The following is a 15954-nucleotide window of genomic DNA, read 5'->3' as shown; positions in this document are numbered from 1 at the left end:
TTCCCATGGATAACAACCCATCACAAAGCAGCCAGGGCACCAGCCAGCTCGACGCTACCCTCAACGCCCTGCAAGGTGGCTTGGCCGCCGCCGCCGGTGCCGCCGGCCCCAACATTGCCGGCTGGATTAAAACCCTGCAAGGCAATCCGCAGCTTTCCGGCATCAGCTCGGAGCTGCAAAACCTGCACGACGCCCTGAGCAGCGGCGCTTCCGACACCGGGGCCTTGGCCAGCAGCCTGAGTACCCTCGGCGAGCACACCACGAAAGTGGCCGACGCGGCCACTCCCGACGCGCAGGATAAGCTGCGCCAGCTCGGCCAGGCGCTGAGCGCCGCCGCCGGCCAGTTGAAGGGCTAAAATGCGATAATCGCGGCCCTGCAAGCCCCGGAAAAGGCCGTCAGCCATTGGGTTGGCGGCCTTTTTCGGGGCTTTTGTCTTGGCGGTGGGCGGCGATTGCCCGGCCGGCCGTTTGCCGGTTTGCTTGCCTTGCTGCGTATCTTCGCCGTTGAATGTGGGCCGGCTTGGCTGCCGGCCGTCGCGTTCTTTTTCATAAATCACCTCTCATCGCACTCATGAGTTTTATCTCCGAAGCAGAATCCAGCATTCGCATGCTGTTCGACACCACCAACGCCGGCTTCCACGTTGACCCCAGCAAGGGCCTCAGCCACCTCGAGAGCTGGACCCAGCACCTGCGCAGCATCGACCAGCCGGCCACCCGCCTGATGGTAACCGAACTCGAAACCCTGCGCGGGCACGTCAATAACAACAACGCCGCCGGCATGGCCCTGTCTTTCCAGAGCCTCGGCGAAATGACGGCTCAGGCCGCCCTCACCACCCACAACTTCAGCGGCGAAGGCGACAAAGCCCGCGAGCTTAGCCAAAAGCTGATTTCGGCCGCTGGCAACCTGCGCCACATCGCCGCTTCGCAGGTAGTGCAGCACTAAGTTGCGCTAACGCAGCTTTTGGGTTGAAGAAGCCCTAAAAAAGCAGAACGTCATGTTGAGCGCAGTCGAAGCATCTCTACCTGGGAAGTAATTAATTACTACCACACGCGAGATGCTTCGACTGCGCTCAGCATGACGTTCTTTCTTTAACGGTTAACCGTTGACCACTAATCAATATCCCAGCGCCGTATCGTCGCCGCGCGGGTCGGCCCCGCCTTCCAGGGTGCCTTCGGGCAGGATGTGGATGATGTCGAGCCGGCCCCAGGGCAGGCGCGGGTTGAGGTGGTAGCCGCGGGCGCGCAGCGTGTCCTGCGCCACGGGCAGCAGCGCGCCGGCTTCCACGTCGAGGATATCGGGCAGCCACTGGTGGTGCAGGCGTGGCGCGGTCACCACCTGCTGGGCGTTCAGGCCGTAATCGACAATGCCAATTATGGACTGCAACACGCTGGTAATGATGGTGCTGCCGCCGGGTGTGCCGGTCACCAGCGCCACCTTGCCGTTGCGGGTGAGGATGGTAGGCGTCATGCTGCTGAGCATGCGCTTGCCGGGCGCGATGGCGTTGGCGGTGCCGCCCACCAGGCCGTAGGCGTTGGGCACGCCGGCCTTGGCCGAGAAGTCGTCCATTTCATTATTGAGCAAAAAACCCGCGCCGGGCACTACTACTCTGCTGCCGTAGGCCCCATTCAGGGTGGTGGTGCAGCTCACGGCATTGCCGAGGGCATCGACGATGCTGTAGTGGGTGGTTTCGTCGCTCTCGTAGCCGGGCAGCTTGGCCCCGGCGGCCACGGCGGCGCTGGCGGTGGCGCGGCCCCTGGGGCGCAGGGAGGCGGCCCGCTGGCGGTTGTAGTCCACGTCGAGCAGCTTCTGGGTGGGCACGAAGCCGAAATCCGGGTCGCCGAGGTAGGTGGCGCGGTCGGCGTACACGCGCCGCTCGGCCTCCGTGAGGTAATGCACGGCCAGGGGCGTGTGGTAGCCGGCCTGGGCCAGGTCCACGGGCTCCAGCATTTGCAGCATTTGCAGCAGGGCCACGCCGCCCGAGCTGGGCGGCGGCATGGTGATGACATCGTAGTCGCGGTAGTGGCCGCGCAGGGGCTCGCGCCATTTGGCCTTGTAGGCGTCGAGGTCGGCCTGGCTCACAAGGCCGCCGCCGCGCTTCATCTCGCTGAGCAGCAGGCGGGCGGTCTCGCCCCGGTAGAAGCCGGCGCGGCCCTGGTCGCGCACGCGGGTGAGGGTGCGGGCCAGCTCGGGCAGGCGCAGGGTGTCGCCGGCCTGCCACTCGCCGCCACCGGGGCGCAGGTAGGCCGGCGGGTTGCCGGGGTTGTACTGCTGAAAATCGGCGCGGGTGCGGTTGAGGCCGGCGGCCTCTTTGGCCGTGAGCGGGAAGCCGCGCGTGGCCAGGGCCACGGCGGGCTGCACCAGCGTGGCCCACGAGAGCTTGCCCAACTGCTTGTGCAGGGTCACCATGCCGGCCACGGTGCCGGGCGTGCCCACGGCCAGCGGGCCGGCGGTGCTCAGGCCGGGCACCACATTGCCGGCTTTGTCCAGGTACATATCCCGAGTAGCGCCGGCGGGGGCGGTTTCTCGGAAATCGAGCGAGCCGGCCGAGCCGTTGCGGTCGCGGTAGAGCAGGAAGCCGCCGCCGCCGATGTTGCCCGCCACGGGCAACGCCACGGCCAGGGCAAACTGCACGGCCACGGCCGCATCATACGCGTTGCCGCCGCGCAGCAGAATCTGGGTGCCAATTCTGGAGGCTTCGGGGTGGGCCGATACCACCATGGCGTAGCGGGCGAGCTTGGGCGCGGCGGCCTTGGGCGGCGGCGTACCCAGCGAGCCCTCGAAGGCCCGCGAGGTGGACGTGACCGGCCGCTCGGCCGAGCAGGCCAGCAGCAGCGCCAGCGGAATGGTCAGGAGACGGTATCTCATCATTAGGCAAAATAACGCCATGTTTCAGCGGATTACTATTGCAGAGCCGAAATTGCCGGTCAGTTCTTATAAATTGCCGTTGAGCTACTGCCATTGCCGGGCCGGCAGTGGCGGCGCGTTACTTTTGGCCCAAACCTTCCCGCATCATGGCTCCGTCGAAACCCACTGCCTCCGCCGCTTCCAAGGCCCGCCGCCCGGCCCCGCTCGCCCTCGTGAAAAACGACGCCTGGCTCGCGCCCTACGAGCCCGTGCTGCGCCAGCGCCTGGCCCGCCTGCAGGCCCGCCTGGCCGAAATCGAGCAATACCACGGCTCCCTGCTGAACTACGCCACCGCGCACCAGCAGCTGGGCCTGAACCACGACGCCGGCCGGGGCGGCTGGGTGTACCGCGAGTGGGCTCCGGGGGCTGATTATTTGTCGCTGGTTGGCGATTTCAACGGCTGGGACCGCGGGGCCAACCCGTTGCAAAAGCTGGATTTTGGCGTGTGGGAAGTGTTTCTGCCCGATACCGAGTTTGACCAGCGCCTCAGCCATGGCAGCCGCTATAAGGTACACGTCGCGGCCAACGGCCAGGGCAAAGACCGCCTGCCGGCAACCCTGCGCCGCGCCGTGCAGGATGAGGAAACCAAGGACTTCGCCGGCCAAATCTGGCGGCCGGAAACCGAATTCCGCTGGACCGACCAGAAGTTCAAGCCCGCTACCGCCGTGGCCGAGCCGCTCATCTACGAGGCCCACGTAGGCATGGCCACCGAGGAAAGCCGCGTGGGCACCTACCGCGAATTCGCCGAAAATATCCTGCCCCGCATCGAGACCGACGGCTACAACACTGTGCAGCTCATGGCTATAATGGAGCACCCGTACTATGGTTCCTTCGGCTACCACGTCGCCAATTTGTTTGCTGCCAGCTCCCGTTTCGGCACGCCCGAAGACCTGAAGTTTCTCATTGATGAAGCCCACCGGCGCGGCATTGCCGTATTGCTCGACATCGTGCATTCGCACGCCGTGAAAAATGAGGCCGAGGGTCTGGCCGATTTTGACGGCTCCGGCAACCTTTATTTCCACAAAGGCGAGCGCGGCAACCACCCCGGCTGGGACAGCAAGCTGTTCGACTACGGCCGGCCCGAGGTGCAGCAGTTCCTGCTCAGCAACCTGCGCTTCTGGCTGGAGGAATTCCACTTCGACGGCTTCCGCTTCGATGGCGTGACCAGCATGCTCTACCAGCACCACGGCGAGGGCGTGGCCTTTGTGGGCTACGACAACTACTTTGGCGCGGCTGCCGATGAGGACGCCATTCTGTATTTGCAATTGGCGACCACGCTGGCCCACGAGTTCAAAAAAGGGAGCCTCCTCATTGCCGAGGACATGAGCGGCCTGCCCGGCCTGTGCCGCCCCATTAAGGAGGGCGGCGTGGGCTTCGACTACCGCCTGGCCATGGGCATCCCCGACTACTGGATTAAGCTGCTCAAGCACACGCCTGATGAAAACTGGCCCCTCGGCGACCTCTGGCACACCCTCACCAATCGCCGCGCCGGCGAGAAAACCATTGCCTACGCCGAAAGCCACGACCAAGCATTGGTGGGCGACAAAACCCTGCTGCATTGGCTGATTGATGCCGGCATCTACACCCACATGCACGTCATGGACGGCGACCCGGGCGCGGCCCGTGGCGTGGCGCTGCACAAGCTCATCCGCCTGCTCACGCTGGCGGCCGGCGGCGAGGGCTACCTCACCTTCATCGGCAACGAGTTCGGCCATCCCGAATGGGTCGATTTTCCCCGCCAGGGCAACGGCTGGAGCTACCATTTCGCCCGCCGCCAGTGGAGCCTGGGCGACAACCCCGAGTTGAAATACCACCAGTTGGGCGAGTTCGACAAAGCCATGATTCACCTGGCCAAAGCCCGCCACCTGCTAGGGGCCGGCCCGGCCGTTTTACTGAAGCACGACGAGGAAAACAAAGTCCTGATTTTCGAGCGCGCGGGGCTGGTATTCGTGGTCAATTTCCACGTCGAAAAAAGCCTGACCGACTACCGCTTCTGGGTGACGGAGGAAGGCAAGTACCGCGTGGTGCTCTCGTCGGACAACAGCCGTTTCGGCGGCTTCGACCGGCCCGATGAAGCATTTGAGTACGAGACGTTTGAGCACCAGCTCAGCCTGTACGTGCCGAGCCGGGTGGCGCTGGTGCTGGCACGGGAGTAATGCTTAGAAACGTTGAGCGGCGGTGAATTTAAGTAGTCGCGCAAAAGTAAACGAGTAAGAGAACGTCATGCAGAGCGCAGCGAAGCATCTCGCTCGCCGCAGTAAATCAATAGTTTAAAGATGCGAGCGAGGTTCTTCGCTACGCTCTGCATGACGGCTGCTTTTGCGCGAATACTAAGTTATATCACCGTTTGGTTAGGTGCTCGTTAGGGCTTGGCCTTAAATTCAACCGGTATGGTATAGACCACCGCCACCGGCTGTCCAGCCTGCTTGCCGGGTTCAAATTGGGGCAACTGCTTCACGGCTGCCACCACTGCCGCATCGAATGCCGAGTTCAGGCCTTTTACAATTTTGGCATCCTGCACCGTGCCATCCGTATCGACCACGAAGCTGACAAAGGCCCTACCACTGGGCAATACTTCCCCAGGAAGGGCTTTCGGATAGCTGATTTTACTTTGCACGGCCTGCACCAGCGCCGGAATGCCCCCACCACCGCCTAGCTGCGGCATTTGCTCTACGTAGGTATATATCTTATGGCCGCTGCGCGTAACGGGCGGCACTCCAGGCGGGGTGATGGGCACCCGGGTGACCGTAATCGTCTGATTGGGTTGGTCAGAGCGACTGTCCACGGAAACCCGCTGCTTGGTTCCCGGCTCAAATTTGCCACCCGTGCGCAGCGAGTCCTGTCGCATTGCTTCCGATACCTTGCCCTGAAAAGTTTTCTTATCGGCATTGCGTGGAAAAGAGAGTTGAACGCCCGCCGGGGTAGACTGTGCTTTGGCAGCCCCACCAGCCAGCGCCAGCGCGATAAGAATGGGCAGCACGGGCCACTGCTTCCAGCGGCGCATGGAATTTTGGTGTTGCAACATGGCAATGGGAGTAGGGGTTGATGAAAGCGTGAAGATAGCCATTGTGCTGAATATGAATGGTTCATGGCTTGTCATGAACCCTCCTTTCCGTGAACCGATGCCTATAGGAACCTGTGAGTAATTTGAATAGTGTTTACTGTCCAAGTAGAGTCTAGTAAACAGGTTCACCTTTCGAAGTTTACGAAACTCGATTTAGACATGAGTTTCGTAAACTTCGAAAAGCAGATTTCAAGAGTCATTTCGAGCAGCTTATTTTGCTCCGATTGATTGGCAGCGCGCCAGTCAAGCCGCTACTTCAGCAGCTCCAGCACCACGGCGGTTTTGGCGGGTAGCGCCAGGCTCGCAATGCTACTCAGGCTTTCGCCCGTCAGCACGTTGCGCGCTTTCGAGAAGCCATTCACGCGCTCCACGAAGCGGGCTGTGGACAGCGTGGCGGGCTTGTCGCTGGTATTCGAGGCCACCATTACCGTGCCGCTGGCATCGTAGCGGAAGTACACGTAGAGGCCGTTTTCGGGCAGGTACTGCATCAGCTGGCCGTCGTGCAGTACTTTGTGGTCGCGGCGGTAGGTGGCCAGTTTTTTCACGAAGTCGAAGGCTTCGTTTTCGCGGGCGGTGCGGCCGGCGGGAGTGAATTTGTCCTCCTTGTCGCCGGGCCAGCCGCCGGGGAAATCGCGGCGCACCTCGGCATCGGTGGGGTCTTTGAAATTCTTCATCAGGATTTCGGTGCCGTAGTACATGCTCGGGATGCCGCGGGTGGTGAGCAACCAGGTCAGGCCCATTTTATACTTGTCGAGGTCGTCGCCGATTTCGGAGAGGTAGCGGTTGTGGTCGTGGTTGTCGAGGAAGGTGACGAGCTTGGTGGGGTCTTGGTACACCGCGTCCTGGGCCAGGGTCTGGTAGAAGCGCTGCACGCCGCCATCGTAGCTCACGCCTTGTCTCAGGGCATCAAGCATGGCGCTTTCGAGCACGAAATCGAGGGTGCCCGGCTGGTTCGATTTGAAGGGGAAGCCGATGGTGTTTTTAGTGTAATAGGACTGGTCCACCACGTTGTTCACCGACGATTCGCCGAAGATGTGAATGCGGGGGTATTCGGCCAGCAGCGCCGCGTTGCAGCGGTTCATAAACGGCTGGTCATTATACATGTAGGTGTCGATGCGCCAGGCATCAATGCCAAAATTCTCCACCGACCAGATGGCATTTTCAATCAGGTAATTAGCCACATAGGGGTTGCTCTGATTCAGGTCTGGCAGGAAGGGCACGAACCAGCCGTCGAGCGTGACTTTGCGGTCCGAAGGTGCGCCGTGCGGGTCCGTGATGGGCTGGTAGCGGTAGGTGGTATTGGTGTAGGTGGGCCACTGGTGCAGCCAGCTTTTCATGGGCAAATCCTGGAGGAACCAGTGCGTGTTGCCGACGTGGTTGTACACGGCATCCTGCACCACCTTCAGGCCGGCGGCGTGGGCCTGCTGCACGTAGCTTTTGTAGGCTGCGTTGCCGCCCAGGCGGCGGTCCACGTTGTATTGGTCGGTGAAGCCGTAGCCGTGGTAGGAGGCGCGCATAGTGCCGCCCTCGTTGGTGAGCGGCTGGTTGTTTTCCAGCACCGGCGTGAACCATACGGCCGTCACGCCCAGGTCTTTGAGGTAGGGGATGCGCTGGGCCGCGCCCTGCAAATCGCCGCCGTGGCGGAAGAACGGATTGGCGCGGTCCATGTTCGGGTCGCGCATATCGGCGAACTTGTCGTTAGCCGGGTCGCCGTTGGCAAACCGGTCGGGCATGGCCAGATAGATAAAGTCGGCGGCGGTCACGCCCTGGGCTTTGGGGGCGTTATCGCGAGCGCGGATTTCCCAGGTCTGGGTTATCGTCTGACTACCTTTTTTACCGATAATCTGAACCCGGCCGGGCTTGGCCGTAGGCGCAATGGTCAGGTCGAGAAAAGCATAGTTGGGATTTTCAACCGTACTGCTTTTTACCAGTTTCACGCCGGGGTAGCTGATGCTGTAGGCCAGCGTGCCCGCGCCAGGGCCGTGGATGAGTACCTGCACACTGGGGTTTTTCATACCCACCCACCAGTTGGTGGGGTTCACGCGGTCGATACTGGCGGCGGTTTGGGCATTGGATAGATGCGGGAGTAGCAGGGCCAGGAAAGGCAACAGGTAGCGTTTTTTCATGACGAGAGTCGGTGGGAAACTGACGGTGTGGGTTGTTAGTAATTTCGATTATTAGAACGTCATGCTGAGCGTAGTCGAAGCATCTCTACTGTGTAAGTAATCCAAACGAAAGATTTACTACAGCTGTAGAGATGCTCTGGCTGCGCTCAGCATGACCGTATTTTCTTCAAAAAATATTCGAGAGCGTCGTTTTACCCGCGCTTGCGCCCTTGCCCCAGCATTTCCACTGTCTCGGCCAGGCGGTGGGCGCGGGTTTCGGGGCGCTTGGCTCCTTCCAGCCAGCGCACGAACTCGCGCTGGTGGGTGTAGGCCAGCTTGTCGAAATAGGCGGCCGCGGCGGGGTTGGTAGCCAACTGTTCGGCGAGGTCGGTGGGGGCTTCCATTTTGCGTTCCACCACATCGCGCGAAAGCGTGACGCGCACTGTGTCGCCGATGGTTTTATCCACGGCTTTGCGGATTTGCTTGAGGACGTGCAGGGCGTGGTGGCCGTCGCCGAGGGGCGTGATGCTGCCTTGGTACGGGTAGCCGTCGAAGGTGACCTGCACGGGCACGCGGCCCTTGGTGCCATACACTTCGGGCACCAAAAAAGGTATTACGACGAACACGCCGCCATCGCCATCACCGGCTTCCAATACGGCTTCAAATTCGTGTTCAGGCTGCATACGGGGCGGAGTTTTGGGGTTGAAAAAGGGCTTATTTCAACAAAGTAAGCCATTTCGCAATGAAGCCGCCGTGGCGGGCTTAGCCCATTGCCACTTCGCCCAGCGCCTGTTGCACGGCGGTTTCGTCGTCGGCCGCCACCACGCGTACCTTGCCGGCGGCGTCCTCATACAGGGCCAGCAGGCGGCGGCGCAGGGCCTCGTCCGGTACCAGCACGAGGCGGGCGCGGCGCATGGCCATGCGCTCCATTTCGAGCTGGTAGCCGTGCTCGGCGGGGTTGGGCAGGTCGAGGGCCAGGCTGGCTACATACAGCACCAGCGGCCGGCCCGAGCTGTTGCGGATTTCGAGCGCCGCCAGCCACGCCGGCCAGCTGGGCGCATAAATCACCCCGAAATCGGAGCGGCCCCGCACCAGCTGCGCGGCCTGCCGGGCATACTGAATCATGCGGAAGTTCAGGCCGTCGAGCCGGGGCGTGAGCACGGCGGGGATGGTAGGTGTGGCAGCGGTTGGGGCCGGAACAGGGACTGCGCGGGCCGCTTCAGGCCTTTCAGTATCAGCAGCCGGCGCGTTGGGTACAATATCATCTTCGGGAGCCGAAATATCGGCGGCTTCGGCCGCGCCAATTTCTTCCGTGGTTTCCTGAAAAATGGCGGGGTGCTGCACGGCCGGCAGCTCCGGGTCGGGGTCGAAATTCAGGTCGCCGGCCTGCGGGTGCGGCCGGAGGCGCAGGGTGGCCGTGGGTGTTGAAGTGGCGGCGGATGTCGCGGCTCCATTCGGCTGCCCGGCACCGGAGCTTGTTGCCGGTTGCCCCGCGCTGGTACCTTGCCCAGCCGTCAGCGGCCGGGGCGGCGCGGGCGGCGGCGGGAAAAACCCGCCCGAACCCGCGCCCAGGTACGGCGCGGCCGGCGCTTGCCACTGGCCGGCCAGCGCGGGCGCATTGGCACCCGTAGGCCACTGGCTGCGGCTGGGAGCCGGGGCCGGCGCCAGCGGCGAACCCGCCAAAGGCTTCCGCAGAGCCGCCGAGGCGCGCCGCCCCGCAGGCTCCACCGCAGCAGCAGCCGCCAAATCGGCCAGCCCTACAATGCGCGATTGCAAGGCCGCAACCACCGTTTGCGTCCCCGAAACCAGCGTGGGCAATACCTGCACGCCCGGCCCATTCACCGCCGTAGCCAATGCATCTATGGAAGCCTCAGAGGCGGCCGCAACAGCTGCGGAATCATTCGCAGTGGCGGTTTTCGGGCTGGTCATTTTTGAGGTGGCCGCAGCCGGCGCTGCCGGGGCTTGCGGTGCATTGGCGGCATTTTTAACCGGGGTTTTGCTGGCCGGCAGGTGCGGATAAACGGCCAGCACGGGCTGCCGGGCGGCCAACTGGTACACCAGGGGCAGGGTGGGGGGCAGGGCCGCGCCGCCGAGCACGGCCACGGTGGGGTCGGCATCGTCCCAGGCCAGCAGCAAAACGGAAAATTCGGGCGGGGTCATGGGCAAAACGGGAAGGGAATTCAGTCGGCCGACCACTGGGGGGTGGCGCTTGGCCGTGAATTAACTCCCAATGCTACGGCAACGAGGTCGCATTTGCCGAAAAAACTCGTTTGGCGGATTCAGAAAAAAGTAACTTGCGTGTCTCACCGGCCCGGCCGGTCTTTTTTTGCCCGGCTTCGTTCCGGTTTTTGCCTTCTGCTCAGAATTACTTTATGGATACCACGATTCAGGAAAATAACTACATGGTGAACGACCTGGCGGCCCAAAGCCACCAGGAACATTATCCCGGCGAAATCATCCGGGCCGACGACCTCGGCAACCACCGCTTCCTCTTCAATTGCCAGAACGGCGTGCGCCTGCTGTTGCACGTACTCAGCGACAAGATTATCCGCTTCCGCTACCTCACCGACGGGCCTTTAAATACCGATTTCTCCTACGCCGTGCCCGCCGATGCCGTCTCGCGCCTGACGCCCGCGCAGGTGGAATTTCGCGAAAAGCCCGACCACTACCGCATCACCACCGAGCGCCTCATCTGCATTGTGCAGAAGGAAAATCTGAAGGCCCGGGTGCTCGACCGCTCTGGCACTATTCTCAGCGATGATGAAAAAGGCTTCCATTGGGAGTACGACTACGACACCGGCAACGATATCGTGAAGATGAGCAAGCAGGTGCCCGCCGGCGTGCATTACTACGGCCTCGGCGACAAGCCCGACAACATGAACCTGCGCGGCAAGCGCTTCACCAACTGGGGCTCCGACACCTACGGCTACGTGAAGGGCTCCGACCCGCTCTACAAGAACATCCCGTTCTATCATGTGCTGCACCAGAAAATCGGGCACGGCATCTTCTTCGACAACACCTTTAAGGCTAGCTTCGACTTCGCGGCCGAGCGCGCCGACGTCACCAGCTTCTGGGCGCAGGGCGGCGAGCTGAACTACTACTTCATCTACGGCCCCACGCTGCTGGAGGTGACCGAGGAATACACCCTGCTCACCTGCCCGCCCGAGCTGCCGCCGCTCTGGACGCTGGGCTACCACCAGTGCAAGTGGAGCTACTTCCCGGAAAGCAACGTGAAGGAAATTGCGAGCGGTCTGCGCGACCGCCAGATTCCCTGCGACGCGCTATACCTCGACATCGACTACATGGAGGGCTACCGCTGCTTCACTTGGAGCAAATCGCACTTTCCCGAGCCCAAGCGCATGGTGCAGGAGCTGGCCGCCGACGGCTTCAAAACCATCGTCATCATCGACCCCGGCATCAAGATTGACCCCGAATATTCGGTCTATAAAGAGGGCATCGAAAACGACTACTTCTGCCGCCGCGCCGATGGTCCGCTGATGAAGGGCTCCGTGTGGCCCGGCCTCTGCAACTTCCCCGATTTCACCGCCCCCCGCGTACGCGAGTGGTGGGCCGGCCTCTTCAAAGAGCTGATTCAGGACATTGGTGTGAAGGGCGTGTGGAACGACATGAACGAGCCGGCGGTGTTCGAGAAGGGCACCTTCCCGCCCGATGTGCGCTTCGACTACGACGGCCACGCCGCCTCGCACGCCAAGGCCCACAACATCTACGGCATGCAGATGGCCCGCGCCACCAACGACGGGGTGGCGCGCTTCAGCTTCCCCAACCGGCCCTTCACCATCACGCGCAGCACCTACAGCGGCGGCCAGCGCTACTCCTCCGGCTGGACCGGCGATAACATCGCCAGCTGGGAGCACCTCTGGCTGGCCAACATCCAGTGCCAGCGCCTGAGCATCTCGGGCTTCAGCTTCATCGGCTCCGATATCGGCGGCTTCGTGGATACGCCCACCGGCGAGCTCTACGCCCGCTGGATTGCGCTGGGGGCCTTCCACCCGTTCTTCCGCACCCACTCCTCCGGCGACCACGGCGACCAGGAACCCTGGAGCTTCGGCGACACCGTGACCGACCTGGCCCGCCACTTCATCGAGCTGCGCTACCGCCTGCTGCCCTATATGTACACCGCCTTCTGGCAGTACGCCACCAAGGGCACGCCCATGCTGCGCCCGCTCACCTTCCTCGACCAGAACGACACCGAAACCTACCTGCGCATGGCCGAGTTCGGCCTCGGGGACCACCTGTTGGTGTGCCCCATCACCCAGCCCGGCGCCGATGGCCGCTGGATGTACCTGCCCCGCGGCGACTGGTTCTACTACTGGACCGACACGCCCCAGGCCGGTGGCAGCGAAGTCTGGGCGGCGGCCGACCTCACCCGCATTCCGCTCTTCGTCAAGGCCGGCGCGGTCATCACCATGCAGCCGGTAATGCAGTACGTGGGCGAAACCCCCGTCACCGAACTCACCCTGCACGTGTACTACAAAAACGGCACCGCCGAGAGCGTCCTCTACGACGACGGCGGCGAAGGCTACGCCTACCTCGAAGGCCACAAAACCGTGCGCCGCTTCACCGTCACCGGCTCCGCCACCGACCTCGTCCTCACCCAGGCCATCGAAGGCGACTACGCGCCCAGCTACGCCACCTACCGCGTGGTGCTGCACGGCGTGGCCGGTGCCATCGACGTAACCACCGACGGCCAGCCCGCCACCGTATCAGCAGAAACGCTGGAAACGGGGCTGGTGCTACCCGGCCTGGTGGTGCCCGTCGGCTTCGGCGAGGTGCGCGTGCGCGTCGTGCTGGCGGGGGCGGGTAAGGGGGAGGTAGCACCGGCTGCTTAAGTTTCTTAAAGTTGCAAACAGAAAAGGCGCTTCATGGGGCACCTTTTCTGTTTGCAACAAATAAAAACTGCCGTTTTACTGAACCAGAATTACCTTGCTGGTATGCACAGATTTGACAAGGAATTGGTATGGGCAACTATTCAGCACATCGTACATCTGTTAAGCAGTGGGGGTATTGAGCAGGCGCTTCGGGGCGGCAAAGCCAGTCGATGTGCAGTCGAAGACCTCAACGTCGTTCTGGCTGAGCACGGGCAACGCATTACCTTACCGCACAAAGTCCCCAAAGCCTATTTGACGCTTGGGGAAGGGAAGCACGCAGAACTCTTCGCCGACATCCGCTTGTGCGTAGATGGAGCTCCGAGCGACTTGGTTCTTCGGTGTACCCTCTTCGCCGAACAGAGCGCGGGCCACTACACCTACCGTGTAGAGGATTTGCTCGCCCCTTGAGGCTGTACTGACGCGTGCCAACCAAGCCAGCCACCCAAAACCAAAACAGGGCACCCCATGGGGTGCCCTGTTTCGTTCCCACCCACCCGGCCGCTACGCCTTGCCCGGCACGGGCGGCACGGCCGGCGCGGGCGTGTCGGTCACCACGTAGTCGGCGTATTTGCGGGCGTCGGTGGTGGCGTAAAGGGCCTTGCCGCAGTGATAAGCCGGATGGCCTTACTTTGGGCGCTGCTATACCAAATACCTGTATGAAAAAGCTTTTTCTGGTGGTCATGCTGTGGGGTTGCACCACGGTGGCGCACGCCCAAAACCCCGTTTCATACCCGAAGGACACGCTGCTGTCGGCCCCGGAGCTGAACTTTGAAGTGCTCTGGCACACCTTCGAGGACAACTACGCGTTTTTCAAGCTGCGCCGCATCGACTGGCACCAGGCCTACCGGCAGTACCGGCCCCGCGTCACGGCCACCACCCCGCCCGATTCGCTCTACGCCGTGTTTTCGGCCATGCTGACCCCGTTTCAGGACAACCACATCAACCTGATTGTGCCGGGCGTGAAGCAGTTCAAGTCGGTGAAGCCCTCGCGGTTTGCCCGGGAGTTTCCCACCGACAGCCTGCGCGGCCGGTTCTGGGCAATGGTGGACCACACGCTGGCCCAGAATGGCTTTGGCCCGGTTCAGACCCTGGGGCCGGATTTCCGAGGCCAGCCGCTGTTCCGGTACGCCGTGTCGGCGCAGTGGGCCTACCTCCGGTTCAACCGCTGCTTCGTGGACCAGGAAGCCGACAACAAACCCGATGCCGTGGCCCTCGGCAAGCTGCTCGATACGCTCTTCCCGAAATTCGCCGGCTCCAGGGGGCTGATTATTGACGTGCGCGACAACATCGGCGGCAACGACGAGTTCAGCTTCGAAATGGCGGGCCGGTTCACCGCCCGCCCGCTGGTGGGCATGTACAAGCAAACCCGCCAGCGCGGCGGCGGCTACGAGGAACTGGAAAAACCCGAAACCTGGACCATCGCGCCCCGTGGCCCGGCCCCGTATCGCGGCAGAGTAGCGGTGCTCACCAACGACAAGACCGTGAGCGCCGGCGACGTGTTTGCCATGCTCATGCGGCAGCTGCCGCACACCCAGCTCATCGGCGAGAATAGCCGGGGCATCTACTCCGATATGTACGGCTTCACGCTGCCCAACAAGTGGCTGGTTTCGCTCTCCAACCAGCGGTATTACGATGCCCGCAAGGTGTGCTACGAAGGCACCGGCACCCCGGTCGGCATCACCGTCAAAAACACCCGCCAGGATTTGGCGCGGATGGCAGACCCCGTGGTCGTGCGCGCCCTGGCCGAGCTAAAGCAGCAGCCGGCCGGCCGGAAATAAAGAAACGCCGGCTGGTACACGACTGTGCCGAGCGGCGCGGAGACGCGAACTGAAAGTTCGCGCTACTTTGCGGCCCAACTCCTGATTCCATGCCCGGTACCATCCTCCACGCCATCAGTATCTACCAGCTGCGGGTGCCGCTGCGCGAGCCGTTCGTTATTTCCCTCGGCCCGCTGCTGGCGGTCGAAAATATTGTGGTGGTGCTGCGCACAGCCGATGGGCACACCGGCTACGGCGAGTGCAGCCCCTTCCTCACCATCAACGGCGAGAGCGTGGACACCGGCTTCATCGTGGGCCAGTACTTTGCCCCCGCCCTCAAGGGCCGCGACGCGCTGGACCTGCCCGGCTGCCTGGCCGAGCTGGACCGCATCATCTACGGCAACAGCAGCATCAAAAGCGCCTTCGATATTGCCCTGCACGACATTGCGGCGCAGCACGCCGGCCTGCCGCTCTACGAATTTCTGGGCGGCAAAAACGACAGAATCCTCACCACCGACATGACCGTAAGCCTCGGCCCCGCCGATAAAATGCGGGCCGATGCCGTGCGCTTTCAGCGGGAGGGCTTCCCGGCCATCAAGGTGAAGCTGGGCGGGACGCTGGCGGAGGACGTGGCCCGGGTGCGGGCCATCCGGGCGGGCATCGGCCCCACGCACCCGCTGCGCATCGATGCCAACCAGGGCTGGGCCACGGCCGATAACGCGATTGCCGTGCTCCAGGCGCTGGGCGAGTTCAACATCGAGCACTGCGAGGAGCCCATTCTGCGCCAGCATTTCATGGAGCTGAGCCGGGTATCGGCCGCCTCGCCCATCCCCATCATGGCCGATGAAAGCTGCGGCGACGAGCACGACGCGGCCCGCCTCATCCAGCTCCGGGCCTGCCAGCTGCTGAATATCAAGCTGGGCAAATCCTCCGGCTTTCACCGGGCGCAGAAAATTGCGAAGCTGGGCCAGGCCGCCGGCCTCACGCTGCAAGTGGGCGGCTTCCTCGAATCGCGCCTCGGCATGACGGCCGCCGCCCACCTGGCCCTGAGCAACCCCGCCATTCACCACTGCGATTTCGACACCCCGCTCCTGTTCACCGAGGACCCCGTGGTGGGCGGCATCCGCTACCGCCCCAGCGGCGTGATTGAGTTGCCCACCGGCCTGGGGCTGGGGGCCACCATTGATGAAGCCTGGCTGCGCAAAGCCCAACAAGTGCATTGCTGATGCGAAGG

12 protein-coding genes are annotated in these 15954 nt (G+C 62.8%); 7 read left to right on the top strand and 5 right to left on the bottom strand.

The annotated features are described in order from the left end of the window. Positions 1-5: 5 nt before the first annotated feature. Together ACVWYF_RS08580 and ACVWYF_RS08575 are read left to right on the top strand one after the other, a co-directional pair. Positions 6-356 (top strand): hypothetical protein, encoded by a 351-nt coding sequence (locus ACVWYF_RS08580; RefSeq protein WP_457066645.1) that lies wholly within the window; start codon positions 6-8, stop codon positions 354-356. A 215-nt stretch (positions 357-571) separates the two neighbouring features. Further along, complete coding sequence (locus ACVWYF_RS08575; protein WP_457066643.1) at positions 572-943, top strand: hypothetical protein; 372 nt, start codon at positions 572-574, stop codon at positions 941-943. Between the two features lie 171 nt (positions 944-1114). On the opposite strand, the gene ggt is transcribed toward ACVWYF_RS08575, so the two are convergent. After that, positions 1115-2866, bottom strand: coding sequence for a gamma-glutamyltransferase (gene ggt, locus ACVWYF_RS08570; protein WP_457066641.1), 1752 nt, complete (start codon positions 2864-2866; stop codon positions 1115-1117). 146 nt (positions 2867-3012) lie between these two features. On the opposite strand from ggt, the gene ACVWYF_RS08565 reads away from it, so the two are divergent. After that, a complete protein-coding gene (locus ACVWYF_RS08565; protein ID WP_457066639.1) occupies positions 3013-5061 on the top strand; it encodes an alpha amylase C-terminal domain-containing protein in 2049 nt (682 codons plus the stop codon). 206 nt (positions 5062-5267) lie between these two features. Here the strand turns inward: ACVWYF_RS08565 and ACVWYF_RS08560 are convergent, their stop codons facing one another. From ACVWYF_RS08560 to ACVWYF_RS08545, 4 genes are all read right to left on the bottom strand, one after another. Beyond that, the gene (locus ACVWYF_RS08560) at positions 5268-5930 is read right to left on the bottom strand and encodes a TonB family protein (RefSeq protein WP_457066637.1); all 663 of its coding nucleotides are present in this window, start codon (positions 5928-5930) and stop codon (positions 5268-5270) included. Between the two features lie 290 nt (positions 5931-6220). Then, the gene (locus ACVWYF_RS08555) at positions 6221-8095 is read right to left on the bottom strand and encodes a glycoside hydrolase family 13 protein (RefSeq protein ID WP_457066635.1); all 1875 of its coding nucleotides are present in this window, start codon (positions 8093-8095) and stop codon (positions 6221-6223) included. A 191-nt stretch (positions 8096-8286) separates the two neighbouring features. After that, positions 8287-8757 carry a YdeI/OmpD-associated family protein gene (locus tag ACVWYF_RS08550; protein ID WP_457066633.1) on the bottom strand — a complete coding sequence of 157 codons (471 nt, stop codon included), beginning with the start codon at positions 8755-8757 and terminating at the stop codon, positions 8287-8289. Between the two features lie 79 nt (positions 8758-8836). Beyond that, positions 8837-10234, bottom strand: coding sequence for a glycosyltransferase (locus ACVWYF_RS08545; RefSeq protein ID WP_457066631.1), 1398 nt, complete (start codon positions 10232-10234; stop codon positions 8837-8839). Between the two features lie 212 nt (positions 10235-10446). Here ACVWYF_RS08545 and ACVWYF_RS08540 point away from each other — a divergent pair, with 212 nt between their 5' ends. The 4 genes from ACVWYF_RS08540 (at position 10447) to ACVWYF_RS08525 (ending at position 15946) form a co-directional block, all read left to right on the top strand. Next, complete coding sequence (locus ACVWYF_RS08540; RefSeq protein WP_457066629.1) at positions 10447-12924, top strand: glycoside hydrolase family 31 protein; 2478 nt, start codon at positions 10447-10449, stop codon at positions 12922-12924. A gap of 51 nt (positions 12925-12975) precedes the next feature. Further along, positions 12976-13371 (top strand): hypothetical protein, encoded by a 396-nt coding sequence (locus ACVWYF_RS08535; protein ID WP_457066627.1) that lies wholly within the window; start codon positions 12976-12978, stop codon positions 13369-13371. Positions 13372-13619: 248 nt separating this feature from the next. Continuing rightward, a complete protein-coding gene (locus ACVWYF_RS08530; protein ID WP_457066625.1) occupies positions 13620-14741 on the top strand; it encodes a S41 family peptidase in 1122 nt (373 codons plus the stop codon). 89 nt (positions 14742-14830) lie between these two features. Next, positions 14831-15946, top strand: a complete 1116-nt coding sequence (locus tag ACVWYF_RS08525) for a mandelate racemase/muconate lactonizing enzyme family protein (protein WP_457066623.1) — start codon at positions 14831-14833, stop codon at positions 15944-15946. The last annotated feature ends 8 nt before the right edge of the window (positions 15947-15954 follow it).

This window comes from Hymenobacter sp. UYAg731, from assembly GCF_054061335.1.
This window is presented reverse-complemented; position numbering and strand designations above follow the sequence as displayed.